Genomic DNA, 17,524 nt, shown 5'->3' with positions numbered 1-17,524 from the left:
ATGAGTAGGCTATGGTTCAAGCGCGTGCGTGTCCCAATGTTCGTGAACGGCAAAAACAAAAAAGGATAGGTTATGCACTCATCCGTTATTTTTCGTCCGGCTGCGCCTGGTCGGGCGCTGCTTCTCTCGCTGGGTCTGCTCTCTGCGGGTATCACCTCGGGCGCATGGGCTGACGACTATCCCCACTCCCAGGAGCCGATTGGCACCGTCGAGCAGATCTATGACGGCGCCATGCTCCCCGATCTTGCGGTCAGTACCTACCGCAACATCGACCGGCTGTTCCCTACCCACAGGATCAAGGCCGGCGATCACCCGTATGCGCTGGCGAAATCGGAAAAACAGTTGCCCGACGTGCGCTTTACTGTAGGGGACAAAAAGTACGACCTGTATGACTTCGTCGCACTGGACAGCATTACGGCGATGCTGGTGCTCAAGGACGGCAAGGTCGTGTTCGAGACCTATCAGCGTGGCAACACCGAGAAAACGCGCTGGATGTCGATGTCGATGGCCAAATCCATTACCTCTACGCTGGCGGCTGCAGCGATCAAAGACGGCCTTATCAAGGGCCTCGATGCGCAAGTGGTGGATTACGTTCCAGAACTAAAGGGCAGCGCCTACGATGGCGTAACCGTGCGCAACGTGCTGATGATGTCGTCGGGGGTGAAGTGGAACGAGACCTACACCGACCCAGCGTCTGACCGTCGTGCGCTACTCAAAGCGCAAATATCGCAAAAACCGGGTTCGGCCATGGCGTTGATGGCAAGTTTGCCGCGAGCGGCTGAGCCCGGCACGACCAACAATTACAGCACTGGCGAAACGCAGGTACTCGGAGAGATCGTTCGTGGCGCTGTGAAGATGCCGCTGGCCGATTATCTGTCGAAGAAGATCTGGCAGCCGTTCGGTATGGAGAGTGATGCCCGGTGGTGGCTCGATTCACCTGACGGCGTGGAAATCGGTGGCAGCGGTATCAGCGCCACGCTGCGCGATTATGGACGCTTCGGGCTGTTTTTCATGAACGGCGGCAAGATCGATGGAGCGTCGATTCTACCCGAGGGTTGGGTCAAGGAGGCGACGCTGCCGACCACCCTCAAAGGCGGCAAATCCCTGGACTACGGCTACATGTGGTGGACGGCATGGACCGAGCCGTCGGTGAAAGACGGCGCCTATTCCGCGGTCGGTATCCAAGGCCAGAACATCTACATCAACCCCGCCAATAACGTGGTAATTGTCACCTTCGGTGCCCAGCCCAAGCCGGTTGATAAAGAGCCGATCGACCCGATGGTATTTTTTGATGCCGTGGTAGCTGCGTTGAAGTAATTCAGCGTGTCGGATGACGTTGATGTCATCCGACGAAAGACTGTAATCGACCTTACGCCAATCTGATTCGGTTCCCGCCGCTGATCGACCCGTGGTGAGCGATCGGCGATAAAGGAACTAAACGGTGCTGACTGCCAAAGCTTTTTGCCGACGATACAGAATCGTCGTCGCCGTGAACCCGCACACCGCCGCGAACATCAGCCAGTAGGCAGGTGATGCCTTGTCGCCGGTGGCCTGGACGAGCAGTGTCGAAATTGCCGGAGTAAAACCGCCAAACACCGCAGTGGCCAAACTGAAGGCCAGTGAGAATCCGACTACCCGCACGTTCTGTGGCATGACTTCGGTCAGTGCCGCGACCATGGCGCCGTTGTAAATGCCAAAGAAGAATGAGAAGTACAGCAGGACAGCGAGCAGTCGTTCGAAACTCGCCGCCTCTGCCAGCCAGTGCATGGCGGGATAGGCGGTGAAGATGCACAGAAACGAAATCGCCAGCAGCAGTGGTCGGCGGCCAATGCGGTCGGAGAGGGCGCCGCCGATAGGCAGCCAGATAGTTGCTGATGCCGACCAGCAGTGTGTCCACCAGGCTGTCGGTGGTGCTCAGGTTCAGTACTGTCCTGCCAAACGTCGGGGTGTAGACCGTAATCAGGTAGAACGTGGTGGTCGGGTGTGTTGGGAGTTGCCACCGCGCCAGATTTTCGGAGAGGCTTCCAGCAGCATCACACTGGCGCCCGCTTCTCGCGCCATCAGAGCGGCGCACAAGGCAGCGTTGCCACCCCCTATGATTAAGACATCGATCATTATCGCTCCTCGATTTGCAAGGAAGCGGGAACGAAGTGCTCCTTGCGAGTGGAGAGAACGATAGGGTGGGGAAGCAGTGGCCGAAAGGCTGCTTTTGACGTGGGTTCGCCATATTGCTCAGTTGCCCACGATCATTACCAACGTTGCTCACCTCATGGGCAATGATCAGATGGTGTTTGTCGTCGACAGCGTTTGTACGTTGTAACCAACCGTTTCGGTGCCTCGGCCGCTCTTGGCCATTGAGCGTGCATCTGGGCCTGTGAGGAAGAGCTCTCAAAACCAAGTACGCCCAGGTCGAGTTCATCGACGAAAACATCGACCACGCGCACTGGATTTTCTTCGGATACGTAATCGTCCAGACACTCCGGCAGCAAGGTGACTAGCGTCCGAGTCTCACCTTCAATAAATCGTTTCATGATCGCCCCCGCTATGATCTAGACGATCAGAAGATTAGACAACTGCGGGAGTTTTCACACAGCCTGGGTCGGAAGCGGTCATTCATGGACGTCTGCTTTTGGCTAGAGCAATACACATAGACACATCCCTTATAGTTCTTCTTACTCGACGCAGAGAAGTTAGCGCGCAGGTCGAAGAAGAAAAATTTTACAGTGGGTGCCCTTTGATCCATTTCTGAAGATGATCTATAAAGACTTCTACTACTGGAGATACATTTTCCCTTGACGGATAGACAGCGTAGATACCGACAGGAGGCTCAACTATCCAATCTGGAAGAGCCTCTACAAGAGTTCCTCTCTCTAAATCTTCGCGCACATGCCAATCCATAAGTAGTGCAACGCCATGGCCGGCGATTGCCATTTGACGCACGACTTCTCCAAGACTAGAAGAAAAACGATTCTTTAGTTTAACGAGATGATGTGTATCTCCCTTCGTAACCGTCCAGCTCGAGTCCTTCCCAACAATAACTCCATCCAATGAAATGAGGTCATTTGGTTTTTCCGGAAAGCCATGATTTCCCCAGTATTCGGGAGAGGCGCATATCAAACGCCGAGAAGAGGAAATTTTGCGCGCAATCAAATTTGAGTCAGCAAGAAATCCATGTCGTATCGCAAGGTTAATTCCACTTTTTGCCAGATCCATCACTTGATCCGTCGGGATAATGTCCATTATGACCTTGGGGTAGGCCCGAAGAAATTCACTCACAACCGGCGATAAATAGCTTTGTACAAATGTTGCCGACGCAGTAATTCTTAGATGCCCCTCCAGCTCAGTGCGATTAAGAAATAACTTTTCTGCATCATTCACCGATATCAATATCTTCTGGGCATAACGATACAAGATTTCACCGTCCGTCGTCGGACTTAGCTTGCGAGTGGTCCTGTTAAACAAGCGCCGACCCAGACGATTTTCCAGTGTAAGGAGACGTTTGCTGGCGCCCGCTGGAGTCAATCGTAAATGTTCAGAGGCGCCGCGTAAGGATCCAGACTCATAAACGGCAATGAATAAGCGTAGTTCATCAACGGAATCAATCATAAGATTCGCAACCAACAGGACCGAAACAATCAAGAACTATAGCATATTCACAACCGGCAAACGGTGCTAGTTTGGCCTTTCTCCTTGCACTGGAAACATTCAATGAAAGCTATTGCGATCTACGCTCATGGCGGCACAGAGGTCTTCACAGAAATAGATGTTGAGACTCCGGGGGTTCGACCAGGGCACGTGCTTATCGATGTTCGTGCCACAAGTGTGAATCCGGTCGATACCAAGATTCGCAAGGGCAGCGAAGGCACTGCCGGGCTGAAATTCCCAGCCATCCTTCATATCGACGTGGCCGGAGTCGTCAGTTCGGTCGGGGTTGGCGTAACTCGCTTTAAAGTCGGCGACGAGGTGTACGGCTGTTTCGGAGGTATTGTGGGTATCCCCGGCGCACTCGCAGAGCAGATGGAGGCTGATGCCCAAATGCTCGCTCTCAAACCGAAAGTTCTTTCTTTTGGTGAGGCCGCAAGTCTGCCATTGGTTGCGATTACGGCGTGGGAGGCACTTGTAGACAAAGCCGCGATCCAGCCCGACGATAACGTACTGGTTCATGGTGGAACTGGTGGTGTAGCGCACATCGGCATACAGTTGGCAAAGGTTTTAGGTGCTCGTGTTTCGACAACTGTTTCCAACCAGGAGAAAGCGGAAATTGCCCGCAGGCTGGGAGCAGACGAAATTATTTTCTACAAGGATGAGTCTCCTGATGATTATCGTCAACGCATCACCAAGGGTGATGGGTTTGATGTTGTATTTGACACATTAGGCGGGCAAGTTCTTCAACATTCCTTGCGCGTTGCAAAGCTGAAAGGCCATGTGATTTCGACTATTGGTTACGACACCTACGATCTTACGGATATGCACTTCAAAGCATTGAGATTAGACGTTGTATTTATGGCTGTATCAATTATTCACAATGTCGGGCGTGCCCATCACGGTAACATTCTAGAGCGTTTAGCATCACTAGTGGATCGCGGCCAGATCAAGACATTGATAGATAGCAGATTTGACTTTACCGTAGATGGCGTGCGAGCTGCTCACGCTCGCATGGAATCAGGCAATGCGATAGGAAAAGTCATCATCGAGCGAACTGATTAATTATTTTAAGAGCGGACGTCAGGATATTATGAAAAGTAGCGATATTGCTCCCCCTGTTTATGTTATTGCCAAGTTGGCTGTTAGCGAAAAAGAAGCCCCCGGTTTACTAAGTGCATTACATGAACTTGTTTGTGCGACAAAATTGGAAGCCGGCTGCATGGAATATAGTTTGTATCGTGATACATGTGAAGAGAGATCTTTCGTGATTCACGAGGTGTGGAGAAGTCAAGACGATTTGGATGCACATATGTACACGCCTCACTTTTTTAATTTTATTAGCCGTGTGGAGGCGCTATCAACTGTAACTTCAGATGTAAATAAAATAAGCTTTACAAGCTGAAATTATTCGCTAGAAACACCTGTTGTTGGTCCGACATTGGCGGTCCTCTGCTCTATCGGCTGCCGCTTGGCTTAATCAGCGTTGACGACCTGCAGTAATCCTGTTGCCAGTTAGCACTATAAACTGACTCGGTTTCAATAACCGCTTTGGATCTAAAGCAGGGCTCTAGGAACATGAAAATCGGTCACAACGGGCCGAAATCGGCCCGTAGCAAGCGCTGGGCGCTACCTGCAAACCAGGAATTTGGCCTATGGAGCCGGCTTGATCCAATGACGAGGTACGCACATCTTCGTGATGCAAGTATTGGCGCCTCACCGGGGAACCGGCCGGAACTCACCATAATTTCCATGTGTAATCGACATTCACCCGCAGCTCATTGTCATCCCGATGGCTGGCCTGGGGGCTGAAGTCGTTGCGGTACCAGGCGTTGCGCACCCGCAGGGCCAGGCCTTTGAGAGGTGTGCCCTGAAGCACATAGTTCAGTTCGATGTCCTTTTCGCTTTCTTTCAGGTTGCTGCCGCCCAACTTGGGCAACTCGATATTATCGCCGCTGACGTAGCGCAGCACGCCATTGAGGCCGGGCAGACCCAGGGCGACAAAGTTGTAGTCATACCGCAGCTGCCAGCTGCGCTCCTTGGGATTCAGAAAGTCGGAGCTCAGGGAGCCCTCGGTGATCACCAACGGCTCGGTGCCGAACAGGTACGGCATGCCTGTCTTGCCGCTCAGTTGCATGTAGCCGGCGCCGAATTTGTGGGCTCCCAGGCTGTACGTCAGCATCAGGGCGGCGTTGCGGTTGTCCACTGTGCCTGCTTTGGCCGCGCCGTCTTCACCCGTGATAAACAGGCGCAAGTCGCTTTTCAGGCTGCCGGGGCCCATCGGCCGATTGTCGACAACGCCATAGAAGTCCTTGCGGTACAGGTCCGCGAGTTCTGCGTGGTAGTACTTCAGCGTCAGTTGCGGTGACCAGGCGTAGTCGCCTCCGATGAAGGAAAAGCGGTCGGACTCAGCCGCACCGTTGAAGCGCCCGTTGGGCGAGGCCACCGACATTTTCTGGTAGTCGGTGGAGTCGCGTAGGTTGATGCGGTCGAGCCAGCCGCCGTGCAGGGTCAGCTTGTCGATTTCCTGGGACTTGAGGTACGCGCCGCGAAACGTCTGTGGCAGCAGGCGAGTAGGGCTGGCGAAAGCGATCGGCAGGAACGTGCTGATGGTGCCCAATTGCAGCTCGCTTTTCGACGCCCTGACTTTGGCCGTCAGGCCCAGCTCCGAATATTCATCGGCCGGCTCACGGGTGGTGGCGCTATACGGTAGCAGGCCGGTACCGGCGCGAGCGCGTGAGGAATCCAGGCGCACACCCAGCAAACCTTGAGCATCAAGGCCGAACCCCACTGGCCCTTCGGTAAAACCGGAACGCACATTGAGAATGAAGCCCTGCGCCCATTCGCGGGCGGCGGCCTGAGGCGTGGCATTCACGTAGTTGCGGTCAAAGTAATAGTTGCGCATCACCAGATCGGCGTGGCTGTCGTCGACAAAACCGCTGGCGCAAGCCTGACCAAGGGATAAAACGCAGGCGCAGGCGCTGAGCGCCCCAAGAGAATTCCTGAGCATGGCAGTGTTCACTTTTATTGTTGTTGGAGTAAGCCCGCGCCCATCGCGACGCGGGGTGTAACGGGTAGAAAGTCAGTCGGCTTGCGAGCCGTTGCGCTGCACTGACAGGTAAAACATTGCCAGCGCCGCTATGACAATCCCCGGTGCCGAGGCCAGCATCACCCCGGCGGTGCCGGTGCCCAAGGCGAGCATCTTGCCGGCCACCAACGGGCCGCTCATGGCGCCCAATCGGCCGATGGCGACCGCGCAGCCGACGCCTGTCGCACGCACGGACGGACGATAGAAGTGCGGTGCCAGGGCATACAGCACGCATTGCCCGCCCGTCGCGAAAAAGCCGGCAACGAACCCGGCCACCAGCATGCTCTGCAGCTGACTGGCCAGACCCAGGGCGGTCAACGAAGCGAGAATGCCGAGATAGATCAGCGCCGACAGCGCCCAGGCCGGCAAGCGGTCCATGACCCAGCCCAGCAGCAAGGTGCCGGTCGCTGCGCCAAATTGCAGCGCCAACATCACCCAGCTGGCCTGGGTACCGCTGAAGCCTTGGCCGATCAACAGGCTGGGCAGCCAATTAATCAGGATGTAGACCACCATTAGCGTGAAGAAGTAGCTGACCCAGATCATCGCGGTCGGCAGGGCCGCACCCTCGCGAAACAGGCCCCGGACCACGCCGGCTGGAGCGACGTTCTGGCCGCGCTGGAGAAACTGTGGCGACTCGGGCAGATAAAGTGCCAACAGCGGCACAATCAACAGCGGCACCACTCCGCCGACATAGAACACCACTTGCCAGCCACCGGCCAGATCGGCGATGCCAATGGTAGCTGCGAGTGCAGCACCCAACGGCACGCCGCAATACATCAGGCTCACGGCGGTGCCACGCAGGCGCGGGCTTGCCACTTCACTGCTCAGGGCGATCAGGTTGGGCAACGCGGCGCCCAGGCCCACGCCCGTGAGGCAGCGGGCAACCAGCAGGCTGTTGAAGTCCCAGGCCATTGCCGTGACCAGCGAGAACAATCCGAACAGGGCTACCGACGCCATCAATACACGTTTACGGCCGATACGATCAGCCAGCAAGCCGCCCAGGAAGGCACCGGGCAGCAAGCCGAAAATGCCGGCGCTGAAGACCCAGCCCATGTGTAGTTTATCCAGTTGGAAAGCCGCCGCCATGCCTTGGGCGGCGATCCCCGAGGCTTGCAGGTCCAGGCCTTCCATCAGGGCGACGAGGAAACACAGACCGATGGTCCGCGCCATGTGTAACGGTGTTATCACGTTTAGCGATGTCATGTGGAATACCCGTTTTATTTTTGTAGTGGGCAAAGCAAACCCGTCCGGCCGCTGCGTGGGCGACCAGCCGGGGGTGATGCGCGGTTCAGCGTTTGAGCAGATCCAGCGCCACGTCGACGATCATGTCTTCCTGACCACCGACCATCCGCCGCTTGCCCAATTCGACGAGGATGTCGAGGGTCTTGAGGCCGTACTTCGCGGCAGCGATTTCGGCGTGGCGCAGGAAGCTCGAATAGACACCGGCGTAACCGAGGGCCAGGGTCTCGCGATCGACCCGCACTGGCCGATCCTGTAGCGGGCGCACGATGTCGTCCGCCGCATCCATCAGCGTGTACAGGTCGGTGCCGTGATTCCAGCCCAGGCGTTCGGCGGCGGCGATGAACACTTCCAGCGGTGCGTTACCGGCGCCGGCGCCCATGCCGGCAAGGCTGGCGTCGATGCGGTCGCAGCCTTCCTCGACCGCGGTGATCGAGTTGGCCACGCCCAGGCTCAGGTTGTGGTGCGCGTGCATGCCGGTTTCGGTTTCCGGCTTGAGTACGGCTTTGAACGCGCGGAAACGGTCACGAATGTCCTGCATGTTCATCGCGCCACCGGAGTCGGCCATGTACACGCAGGTCGCGCCGTAGCTTTCCATCAACTTGGCCTGGTCCGCCAGCTGTTCGGCCGGGATCATGTGGCTCATCATCAGGAAGCCGACGGTGTCCATGCCCAGCTCGCGGGCGTACTCGATGTGTTGTTTCGAGACATCCGCTTCGGTGCAATGGGTGGCGATGCGTACCACCCGGGCACCGGCGTTGTACGCGGCTTTCAGGTCATGAACCGTACCGATGCCGGGCAGCAGCAAGGTGGTGATTTTGGCGTGGCTGATCACGTCGGCGGCGGCTTCGATCCATTCCAGATCAGTGTGCGCGGCAAAGCCGTAGTTGAAGCTGGAACCTTGCAGGCCATCACCGTGGGCAACTTCGATCGAATCGACCTTGGCCTTGTCCAGAGCGCGGGCGATGTCCTGCACGTTCTGCAGCGAGTACTGATGGCGAACCGCGTGGCTGCCATCGCGCAGGGTCACGTCGGAGATGTAGATTTTTTTGTCGGGATTAAAGGTCATGTCGGTCTCCTCAGGCGTTGAGCATCGACTGCGCCATGCGCTCGGCGGTAGCCAAGGCAGCGGAGGTCATGATGTCGAGATTACCGGCGTAAGCCGGCAGGTAATGGGCTGCGCCTTCAACTTCGAGGAACACTGAGGTCTTGAGTCCGGAGAAGGTGCCGAGGCCCGGTATGTGCAGCGGCGCGTCTTCGGGAATGATGTCGAACTGCACTTTCTGCTTGAGGCGATAGCCCGGCACATAGGCTTGCACCGCCGCGGCCATCTCCACTATGGATGCCTCGACCAGCGCCTGGTCGGCCGCTTCAGACAGCACAAACACCGTGTCGCGCATCATCAGCGGCGGCTCGGCTGGGTTCATCACGATGATCGCCTTGCCCTTGGCGGCGCCGCCGATCACTTCGATGGCTTTAGACGTGGTCTCGGTGAACTCGTCGATGTTGGCGCGGGTGCCGGGGCCGGCGGACTTGCTGGCGATCGAGGCGACGATTTCGGCGTAATGCACCTTGGCCACGCGCGATACGGCCGCGACCATCGGGATCGTCGCCTGGCCACCGCAGGTGACCATGTTGACGTTGAGCTGATCCAGATTCTGCTCCAGATTCACTACAGGCACGCAGTACGGGCCGATGGCTGCCGGGGTCAGGTCGATCAGGCGGATACCAGGTTTGATCGAGCGCAGGAAGGCGTCATTCTTGACGTGGGCACCGGCCGAGGTGGCATCGAACACGAAGTCGATGTCCTTGAAGGTGTCCATACGGGTCAGGCCTTCAACGCCTTCATGGGTCACCGCCACGCCCAGGCGCGAGGCGCGGGCCAAGCCGTCCGAGGCCGGGTCGATGCCTACCATCACCGCCATTTCCAGATGCTTGGCGTTACGCAGGATCTTGATCATCAAGTCGGTGCCGATGTTGCCGGAACCGATGATGGCGACTTTGAGTTTATTCATTGTTATTGCCTCATGTGCACGCAAGTCGCCGATCACTCGGCGCTACTGTCTACCGTGAAGTCCACACCGACTCTGCCGATGCCTTCAATTTCAGCTTCGAAACGATCACCACCGGCCACCGCCACCATTGGCCCGATTGCGCCGGTCAGAATGATGTCGCCCGCCCGCAGCGGATCGCCGAGGCGAGCCATGGTCCGGGCCAGCCAGACGGCCGCGTTGAGCGGATGCCCGAGGCACTCGGCGCCGCTGCCGCTGGAGACTTCTTCACCATTGCGGGTCATGCGCATGCTGGCTTGGCGCAGGTCAAGTCCGTCGATGCGTCGAGCCGGCCCCCCCAATACGAAGCAGCCGCTGGAGGCGTTGTCCGCCACGGTATCGACGAAGCGGATGTTCCAGTTCTGCACGCGGCTGCCTACGATTTCCAGTGCCGGGACCACCCAGCCAGTGGCCGCCACTACGTCGGCAAATGTAGTGTCCGCGCGGGGTAGATCGCGTTCGAGGACCAAGGCGATTTCGGCCTCGATCTTCGGTTGCAGTACGCGGCTCACCGGCACGCTTTCGTTATCGCCGTAACACATGTCGGCGAACAGGGTGCCGAAGTCTGGCTGGTCGACGCCCAACTGCGCCTGCACCTTTGGATTGGTCAGGCCGATCTTGCGGCCGACCACGCGACGGCCGTTGGCCACGCCGTGGTCGACGTTGAGGCGCTGAATGCTGTAAGCGGCTTCGGCGTTGTTTTCGCCGATCTGCTCGCGCAGTGGCCCGATGGCTTCGCCGTGGGCTTCGGCCTGGCGCAGGTCAGCGGCGAGCTGTCGCAGTGTGTCTTGAGTCAGGTTCATGTCGGCCTCGGTGTTCAATGGGTCAGGAAGTCCAGGACCATGCGGTTGAACTTCTCGGCGTGTTCCCACTGCGCCCAGTGGCCGCAACGGTTGAACACGTGCAGTTGCGCTTTGGGCAAGCCGGCCAGCAAGCGCAAGCCGGTGTCCATCGGCACGAAGCGGTCCTCACGGCCCCAGACGATCAGGGTGTCGGCGGTGATTTCGTGCAGGCGGTGGCTGAAATCCGGAAATTGCTTGGGGTTGAGAGTGCTGCTCTTGACGAAGTTTTCCAGGTGATCGCGGCGCGCCAGAATATTGTCCAGGCGGGTCTGGAACATTTCGTCGGTCAGGCCACTGGCATCGAAAACGAAGACGTTCATCATCTTCTTCAGGTTCTCGATGGTCGGCTCGCGGTACAGCGCGCCGATCAGCTTGATGCCTTCAGTGGGCTGGGGAACAAACGCGCTTGGGCCGCCGGTACCGCCACCCATCAGGATCAGTTTGCCGATCCGCTCAGGATATTCCAGGGCGAAGGCGACTGTGCTGTGGGCACCCATCGAGTTGCCGATGAGGTGTACGCGGTCCAGTTCCAGCACATCGAGCAGGCCCTTGAGCGCTTGCGCATTGAGGTTCGAGCGCGAGCCTTCGCTGACGATCGTGTCGCTTTTGCTCCAGCCTGGGCAATCCATCAGGATCACGCGGTAACCGGCATTCAGCAGCGGCTCGATATTGCGATGGAAGTTGGCCCAGCCGCTGGCGCCCGGGCCGGAGCCGTGCAGCATGACCACGGTTTCGGCACCTTCGCCAACGTCGTTGTAGTGCAGTTGCAGGTCCAGATCGCCTTCCTTGATACGGGCAAAGCGGCTGGTGGAAGCTTCGGTAAATGCAGTGGCTGTCATGGCAGTGTTCCTTGAATTCAATGGTGGTTGTTCAGCGGCTGTGCGCCGAGGGCGGCGAAGCCTGCAATCCACTCGGGAATAGGACGGTAATAGCGACCTTCGGTTTGATACGGGCCGAAGGCATTAAGGGCGGCGAAGGCGGCGACCCAGGTTTTCACTTCATGTGTGGACTTGCCGGCCAATACCGACAGCTCGTCATTGCCCAGCGCATCGAGGTCGCTCAGGCGGCCCTGTTCAAGGGTGTCGAGGAACTGCTGGTCCCAAACCGGATTTAGCGGGTGCAGACTGCGTTGGTCTTCAACGAAGTCCCGGGCAGCCTGGATGACTCGTTCCTGGCGCGCCTGTCGCTCATCAGCTGGCAATTGGCGACCGCTGCCCATCAACCGATCGGCCATGCGCGCATCGACTTTGGCCAGTTCCGGCACCGGAGGTTGATGGGACAACCCTCCGGACGCCAGGAACAGCACGCGTTTGTTCAGCGACTGCGCCCACTGGCCAATCGATTCACCAAGCAGACGGGCACGCTTGAAGCCGGGCAGGGGCACGGCGACCGAATTGATGAACACCGGGATCACCGGGCAACCTTGTAAGCCACCCAGCAATAGTTCCAGCGGTTGGGCGAACGCATGGTCGACCTGCATGCGATAAGACACAGCGGCGTCGATACCGGCATCCAACACCGCCTGGGCGCAGGATTCAGCCAGCGCTTTGGGCACGTCCAGGGGACCGGCGGCGGTGTCGAAGTCGCCGATGGCGTCGGCCGCCATGCCGATGCAGAAGGCCGGCATCATGTCGTAGAAAAAGCCGTTGTAGTGGTCGGGGCCAAACAACACGACCAACTCCGGGTCGAAGCGGGCGATGCGTTCACGGGCATCGCTGATCATGCCATCGACCTCCGCCAGCACGTGTGGCTCTGGGTCTACGTAGCCCACCAGTGGTGTGTGAGACAAGCAATGCAGATAGGCATTCATCTCAAGCCACCTTGCTGACAACAGCTTTCGCAACCGGTTGCGGCAGGACTTTGAGCGCCCGGGCCAATTCATCGCAGGCTTGGTCAACGGTTTGGGGGATGGCCAGGCCGGCGAGGAAGCGGTCTGGACGCACCAGGGCGATGGACGAAGTGCCGCGAGCGAACCATTCCTTGAGACGACCGGTGCTGTCTCCGACGCGGATCACGTCGGGGCCGGCATCACTCGGTGCTCTGAGCTGCACATCCGGCAACACTTGAATAAAGCGGGTGCCCAGGGCTTTCCATTGCTTAATTTGCGCCGGCGTCAGGCCCCAGGTCGGATCGCAGCCCCAGGCGATAATTGCAAAGTTTTCGCCGATCACTTCATCCAGCAACACAGTGGTGCCGGCGTCAGTCAACACCTTCGGCTGAATGAACATCTTGCCTACCGGCGAGCCCCTTTCACTCGGCACGATCAAGGCGCCCCGGGTGTATTGCGGCATGGGTTTGAAGCGCATTTCCACGAAGTAGCGTTTGACTGGCGGCAGGTAGTTGAGCAGCCACGACACGCCATCGCGCAGGGTGCCTTGCCAGCGTTTCGGGGGGGCCAACACGTGGCCGGCGAGCACGGAAAGATTGATCATTGCCTTGGCGTGGTCGCGGCGCTCCTGTTCGTAGCTGTCGAGCAGGCTGTCGGCCGCCAGCCCCTTGATCACCAGCGACAGCTTCCACGCCAGGTTCGAGGCATCGCGCATGCCGCTGTTGTACCCCTGGCCTTGCCACACCGGCATGATATGCGCGGCATCGCCTGCCAGCAGCACCCGGCCCTGACGGAACCGACCGGCCAGACGAGCGTTATGGGTATAGACGCGGCTGCGGATCAACTCGATGTGGTCCGGGTTCGGCAACACCTTGGCCAGTAGCTTGCGCATGTTCTCGGGTTTGCTCAGCTCTGCCTCTGTTTCGCCGGGCATCACCATGAACTCGAATCGACGCACGCCATGGGGGAGGGCGGCGGACACGTAAGGACGCACGGGGTCACAGCATAGATAAACATGGGGCGTGGCCAGCGGGTCGTTGGCAATGTCGACCACGATCCACTGATTGGGTGCGGTCTTGCCTTCGAAACTGATGTCCAGGCTGCGCCGCACCAGGCTGTTGCCGCCGTCGCAGCCAATCAGGTACTTGGCCTGCAAGCGTTCGCCACGACCCTCTGAATTTTTGAGGGTGAGCGCCACTCCACTGTCGCTTTGCTCGAAGCCTTCGAGTTCGCGACTGAATAACACCTTGACGTTGGCAAAGCGCGCCAGACCTTCGAACAACACACGGTCGGCCAAGGGTTGAATGAACGCGTTGCGGCGTGACCAGCCGAACTCGTCGGTTTTCGGCTGAATATCGGCAAAGCAGCGACCCTTGGGCGTCAGGAACCGCATGGCGTGCCACGGCGTGGTGTGCGGCAGCACGTTGTCGGCCAATCCGACTGCTTGAAAAGTACGCAGGCTTTCGTCGTCCAGACCGATGGCGCGGGGATAGTCGATCAGTCTCTCGAGCTTTTCCACCACGGTGACGTTCACGCCACATTGACCCAGATAGTTGGCGATCATCAGGCCAACCGGGCCGGCGCCGATAATCGCGACATCGGTGGTCAGGTCCAATGAGGAAGGAGTGGGTGCAGAACTCATGGTCATCTCCGTACAGCGCTTTTGGATTTCTTATTGGGCCCAGTATGGAAATCACGGGGCTGGTCGACAACGACAACCCTTGTTAGTGTGCACTGGGTGCACATGATTGATTTACAACGATAAAGGATCCAGCCATGAGCGAGACCGAATACAAAGCCGTACGTGGCCTGATGCGAGGTTTGGCACTGATTAATGACTTGAACCGCTTCGACGGCGGCGCCAGCACCGCGCAACTGGCTGAGCAGAGCGGGCTGCATCGCACCACCGTGCGCAGGCTGTTGGAGACCCTGCAGGCTGAGGGTTATGTGCGGCGTAGCGAGTCGGATGACAGTTATCGTCTGACGTTGAAAGTGCGCGAACTCAGTGAAGGTTTTCGCGATGAGCAATGGATTTCCTCCATCGCCGCGCCCTTGCTCGGAGAGTTGTTGCAGGAAGTCATCTGGCCCACCGACCTGTGCACGCTGGACGGCGATGCCATGGTCATTCGCGAGACCACTCATCGCTTCAGCCGCCTGTCGTTTCACCGGTCCATGGTGGGTCGGCGCCTGCCCTTGCTAATGACCGCGACCGGGCGTGCGTACTTTGCGTTCTGCCCACCCGCCGAGCGGGAAGAGTTGATCGAATTGATGATCAGCCGCGAAGATGAACAATCGGTGCTGGCCGCGGATCGTCGTTTTGTCGATCGGCTGGTGGAGCACACGCTGGCCAAGGGGTATGGCGAAAACAACTCGCACTGGGGCCTGGAACGCAAGATCGCCGCCATTGCTATCCCGGTCATGCACGAGGAGCAGGTGATGGGCTGCCTGAATCTGGTGTACATCGCTAAAGCGATGCCCATTGAGGAAGCCGCTCGTCGCTACTTGCCGGCGATGCAGGGCGTAGTGAAACAGATCCAGGCTCAATTGGGCTGATGTTGCCTGTTTGGTCAGGGTCGGGTGGTGGGGAGCAATAGCCAGCCAAGCAGGCTGGCGTACACCTTCTGGCAATAGCTGATCGACACCGGAAGCGGGGCGCTAATGGTAATTGGGGGCCCATGTTCATAGTGAAAAACTTCACGGGAGCTAAGTCAGTCGCGCTAGCAATTGAAGGGTTTTACTCAATGCCATCTCCGCCCGTTCCAGCCCACTCACGCCCTGCTCCAGCAGTTTCGCGGTGGGAATCTCCAGACTCAAAGGGATGTCAGCCGGCAGACACCGCAACAGCCCTGGCAGATCACAATCGCCATCGCCTGGAAAACGCCGTTCATTACGCGCCTGCCGTAAGACCTCGGCCATGTCTGCAGGCCGGGGACCCGCTACGTCACACAACTGCGCGTACCGCAAGCGCGAGGGGGCAACCCTGGCCAGATCTTCCAGCCGTGACCCAGAGCGATCGAAGTGAAACGCGTCGACCAGCACTGCTGCGTTTTCACGTTCGGCCTTTTCAACGATGCGCACGGCTTGCTGCAGATCACGCGCGTCGGTCCAGGGCATGAATTCCAAGTGCGGATGCAGTCCGTAGGGCGCTGACAGATCGCATAGCCGGGCAAAGTTTTCTGTCAGCCGCTCCTCGTCAGGATCGTTACCAGCCACCAGCAACTCACTGGCACCGAATTCGGCTCCCACTGCCAGCACCCGCTCGAAATCATCAACAACGGTGTCCGGTTTAAGCCGCAGGATTTCAATATCCAGGACACGAATGCCGGTATTGCGCAGACGTGCCAAGGTTTGGCGCCGCAGATCGGCATCGGCGACCAACGCAAAATGGTGTTCCTCTGGGGTCGCCGGCAACAGGCGCAAGCCGACATGACTGTAACCGGCCCGCGCCGCAACTTCGACCATGTCCGGCGGTGACAACTCCAGCACAGTCAGACTGGCCAGGGAAAAAATTCGTTCACTCATGGTCAACCCTCGATCAAGGCGGGTGCGCAGGCGCGCCCGGTTTCAGCGGCTTGGCGAATCGCTTCGACCAGCGCCAGGGTGCGGGCTGCATCGGCGGCGCTGACCAGCGGTTCGGCCTCTCCACGCGCAACGCGCACGAAGTGCTGCAGCTGCAAGCGCAGCGCTTGATCGACACTGCAGGGCTCGTTAGTCGGCACCAAGGGTTGATGCCATCCACCGTCCGCTTGCGTGTAGTGCCAGCGTTTGAGCTGCGGGATACTCAGCGCTCCCGCAGTGCCCGCAAGCAAGTAGCACGGTTGGTCGGCTTGGCGTGGATATACCGGGTTCTCTCCGGAACCCAGCTCCCAGCTCCAGGGTGCCGCCACCGCATCGGACCCGGTCAGACTGCCCAGCGCACCGTTTTCGAATTGCAGAAGCACGGCCGCGCAATCCTCGTTGGCAAACCCACGCACGGCGTTACTGGTGATGGCCTGCACCTGGCGAACTTCGCCGCACAGATGCCTGAGCAGATCGAGATCATGGATCAGGTTAGTCAACAACATGCCCGCACCGGGCTCGCGGCGCCAGGCTGTCTCGAAATAACTATCGGGTTTGCGCAATTGCCAGAGCGCGGTCACGGTGCTCAACCGCCCTAACGCGCCGCTGTGGACAAGTTCATGAGCGCGCACGATCAAGGGATTGTGGCGTCGATGATGGCCGACCAACACCGCAACGCCGCTCGACTTCGAGGCAGTCACCAGCTCGCGGGCCTCATCCAGATGCACGCTCACCGGCTTTTCCAGCAACACCGGGACGCCGGCAGCCAGGCAATCGAGCGCGGTGCTGACGTGCAGCGCATTCGGGTTGGCGACAATGACGGCAGCAGGCTTTACCTGCTCCAGCATCTGACGATGATCGGCGAAATATTCCACACCCCACTCCTTCGCGAGACCCGGTGCTTGGGGCCCGGGGTCGGCCACTGCACACAACGTCGCTTCAGTCAGATTTTTCAGATGCTGGTAATGCTGCTGGCCCATGGTGCCAGCACCGATAATGGCTATTCGAAGGGGCAAACTCATGCAGCGGTCCTCTTGTGATTATTGTTGGAAGTCGAATTTCAACAATTTAGAACCTGATTCCAGTTTCTTATACAAGCGTACTTTGAAAGTGTTCGAACAGCGCACACCTTTGATAAGGCCAAATGCGTGTGGGACTTGCTCGCGAGTGCGGTGGGTCATTCAACTTAAATGTCGACTGACACGCCCTCTTCGTGAGCAAGCATGGTCCCGCGAAGGATTTTCGCAGGCGAGCGAAATCTGAACTAGCTGTCCGA

Annotated in this window: 15 protein-coding genes and 4 pseudogenes; 4 read left to right on the top strand and 15 right to left on the bottom strand. The window is 58.4% G+C overall.

Annotated elements, in window-relative coordinates; translation table 11 throughout:
* Positions 1-72: 72 nt before the first annotated feature.
* On the top strand, positions 73-1,317 hold the full coding sequence (locus tag AAEZ09_RS24495; protein WP_350601129.1) for a serine hydrolase domain-containing protein: 1,245 nt from the start codon (positions 73-75) through the stop codon (positions 1,315-1,317).
* A gap of 117 nt (positions 1,318-1,434) precedes the next feature.
* Here AAEZ09_RS24495 and AAEZ09_RS24490 read toward each other — a convergent pair.
* The 5 genes and pseudogenes from AAEZ09_RS24490 to AAEZ09_RS24475 form a co-directional block, all read right to left on the bottom strand.
* Positions 1,435-1,984, bottom strand: a pseudogene (locus AAEZ09_RS24490) (MFS transporter); the annotation flags it as partial.
* Positions 1,978-2,115: pseudogene (locus tag AAEZ09_RS24485) on the bottom strand (FAD-dependent oxidoreductase); the annotation flags it as partial. The pseudogenes AAEZ09_RS24485 and AAEZ09_RS24490, both read right to left, overlap by 7 nt.
* A gap of 88 nt (positions 2,116-2,203) precedes the next feature.
* Positions 2,204-2,388, bottom strand: a pseudogene (locus AAEZ09_RS29580) (IS5/IS1182 family transposase); the annotation flags it as partial.
* Positions 2,388-2,531: pseudogene (locus AAEZ09_RS24480) on the bottom strand (IS5/IS1182 family transposase); the annotation flags it as partial. The pseudogenes AAEZ09_RS24480 and AAEZ09_RS29580, both read right to left, overlap by 1 nt.
* Before the next feature lie 187 nt (positions 2,532-2,718).
* Positions 2,719-3,606: a LysR family transcriptional regulator gene (locus AAEZ09_RS24475; protein ID WP_082069117.1), complete on the bottom strand. Its 888-nt coding sequence runs from the start codon at positions 3,604-3,606 to the stop codon at positions 2,719-2,721.
* 102 nt (positions 3,607-3,708) lie between these two features.
* On the opposite strand from AAEZ09_RS24475, the gene AAEZ09_RS24470 reads away from it, so the two are divergent.
* Positions 3,709-4,707, top strand: a complete 999-nt coding sequence (locus tag AAEZ09_RS24470; protein ID WP_350601127.1) for a zinc-dependent alcohol dehydrogenase family protein — start codon at positions 3,709-3,711, stop codon at positions 4,705-4,707.
* Between the two features lie 28 nt (positions 4,708-4,735).
* A complete protein-coding gene (locus tag AAEZ09_RS24465) occupies positions 4,736-5,047 on the top strand; it encodes a putative quinol monooxygenase (protein WP_350601126.1) in 312 nt (103 codons plus the stop codon).
* A 333-nt stretch (positions 5,048-5,380) separates the two neighbouring features.
* Here the strand turns inward: AAEZ09_RS24465 and AAEZ09_RS24460 are convergent, their stop codons facing one another.
* From AAEZ09_RS24460 to AAEZ09_RS24425, 8 genes are all read right to left on the bottom strand, one after another.
* Positions 5,381-6,652, bottom strand: coding sequence for an OprD family porin (locus AAEZ09_RS24460; protein ID WP_350601124.1), 1,272 nt, complete (start codon positions 6,650-6,652; stop codon positions 5,381-5,383).
* A 72-nt stretch (positions 6,653-6,724) separates the two neighbouring features.
* Positions 6,725-7,933: a 3-(3-hydroxy-phenyl)propionate transporter MhpT gene (gene mhpT, locus AAEZ09_RS24455; RefSeq protein ID WP_045057878.1), complete on the bottom strand. Its 1,209-nt coding sequence runs from the start codon at positions 7,931-7,933 to the stop codon at positions 6,725-6,727.
* A gap of 85 nt (positions 7,934-8,018) precedes the next feature.
* Positions 8,019-9,038 carry a 4-hydroxy-2-oxovalerate aldolase gene (dmpG, locus tag AAEZ09_RS24450; RefSeq protein WP_045057877.1) on the bottom strand — a complete coding sequence of 340 codons (1,020 nt, stop codon included), beginning with the start codon at positions 9,036-9,038 and terminating at the stop codon, positions 8,019-8,021.
* Between the two features lie 10 nt (positions 9,039-9,048).
* A complete protein-coding gene (locus AAEZ09_RS24445; protein ID WP_045057876.1) occupies positions 9,049-9,984 on the bottom strand; it encodes an acetaldehyde dehydrogenase (acetylating) in 936 nt (311 codons plus the stop codon).
* Between the two features lie 32 nt (positions 9,985-10,016).
* The gene (gene mhpD, locus AAEZ09_RS24440) at positions 10,017-10,823 is read right to left on the bottom strand and encodes a 2-keto-4-pentenoate hydratase (protein WP_350601123.1); all 807 of its coding nucleotides are present in this window, start codon (positions 10,821-10,823) and stop codon (positions 10,017-10,019) included.
* A 14-nt stretch (positions 10,824-10,837) separates the two neighbouring features.
* Positions 10,838-11,701, bottom strand: coding sequence for an alpha/beta fold hydrolase (locus tag AAEZ09_RS24435; RefSeq protein ID WP_045057875.1), 864 nt, complete (start codon positions 11,699-11,701; stop codon positions 10,838-10,840).
* A 17-nt stretch (positions 11,702-11,718) separates the two neighbouring features.
* Positions 11,719-12,672, bottom strand: a complete 954-nt coding sequence (gene mhpB / locus AAEZ09_RS24430; protein ID WP_205892227.1) for a 3-carboxyethylcatechol 2,3-dioxygenase — start codon at positions 12,670-12,672, stop codon at positions 11,719-11,721.
* A gap of 1 nt (position 12,673) precedes the next feature.
* On the bottom strand, positions 12,674-14,332 hold the full coding sequence (locus AAEZ09_RS24425; protein ID WP_152644231.1) for a bifunctional 3-(3-hydroxy-phenyl)propionate/3-hydroxycinnamic acid hydroxylase: 1,659 nt from the start codon (positions 14,330-14,332) through the stop codon (positions 12,674-12,676).
* Positions 14,333-14,466: 134 nt separating this feature from the next.
* Between AAEZ09_RS24425 and AAEZ09_RS24420 the strand changes: the two genes are divergently transcribed.
* On the top strand, positions 14,467-15,243 hold the full coding sequence (locus AAEZ09_RS24420) for a DNA-binding transcriptional regulator (RefSeq protein ID WP_045057872.1): 777 nt from the start codon (positions 14,467-14,469) through the stop codon (positions 15,241-15,243).
* A gap of 150 nt (positions 15,244-15,393) precedes the next feature.
* On the opposite strand, the gene AAEZ09_RS24415 is transcribed toward AAEZ09_RS24420, so the two are convergent.
* Together AAEZ09_RS24415 and AAEZ09_RS24410 are read right to left on the bottom strand one after the other, a co-directional pair.
* The gene (locus tag AAEZ09_RS24415) at positions 15,394-16,212 is read right to left on the bottom strand and encodes a sugar phosphate isomerase/epimerase family protein (RefSeq protein WP_205892225.1); all 819 of its coding nucleotides are present in this window, start codon (positions 16,210-16,212) and stop codon (positions 15,394-15,396) included.
* A 2-nt stretch (positions 16,213-16,214) separates the two neighbouring features.
* Positions 16,215-17,270 carry a Gfo/Idh/MocA family protein gene (locus AAEZ09_RS24410; RefSeq protein ID WP_350601121.1) on the bottom strand — a complete coding sequence of 352 codons (1,056 nt, stop codon included), beginning with the start codon at positions 17,268-17,270 and terminating at the stop codon, positions 16,215-16,217.
* Between the last annotated feature and the right edge of the window lie 254 nt (positions 17,271-17,524).

Origin of the sequence: Pseudomonas sp. 65/3-MNA-CIBAN-0223 (assembly GCF_040310425.1) — a bacterium.
Lineage (GTDB): Bacteria > Pseudomonadota > Gammaproteobacteria > Pseudomonadales > Pseudomonadaceae > Aquipseudomonas > Aquipseudomonas gregormendelii.
The sequence above is the reverse complement of the archived record's forward strand: the minus strand, read 5'-3'. Positions and strand labels throughout refer to the sequence as shown.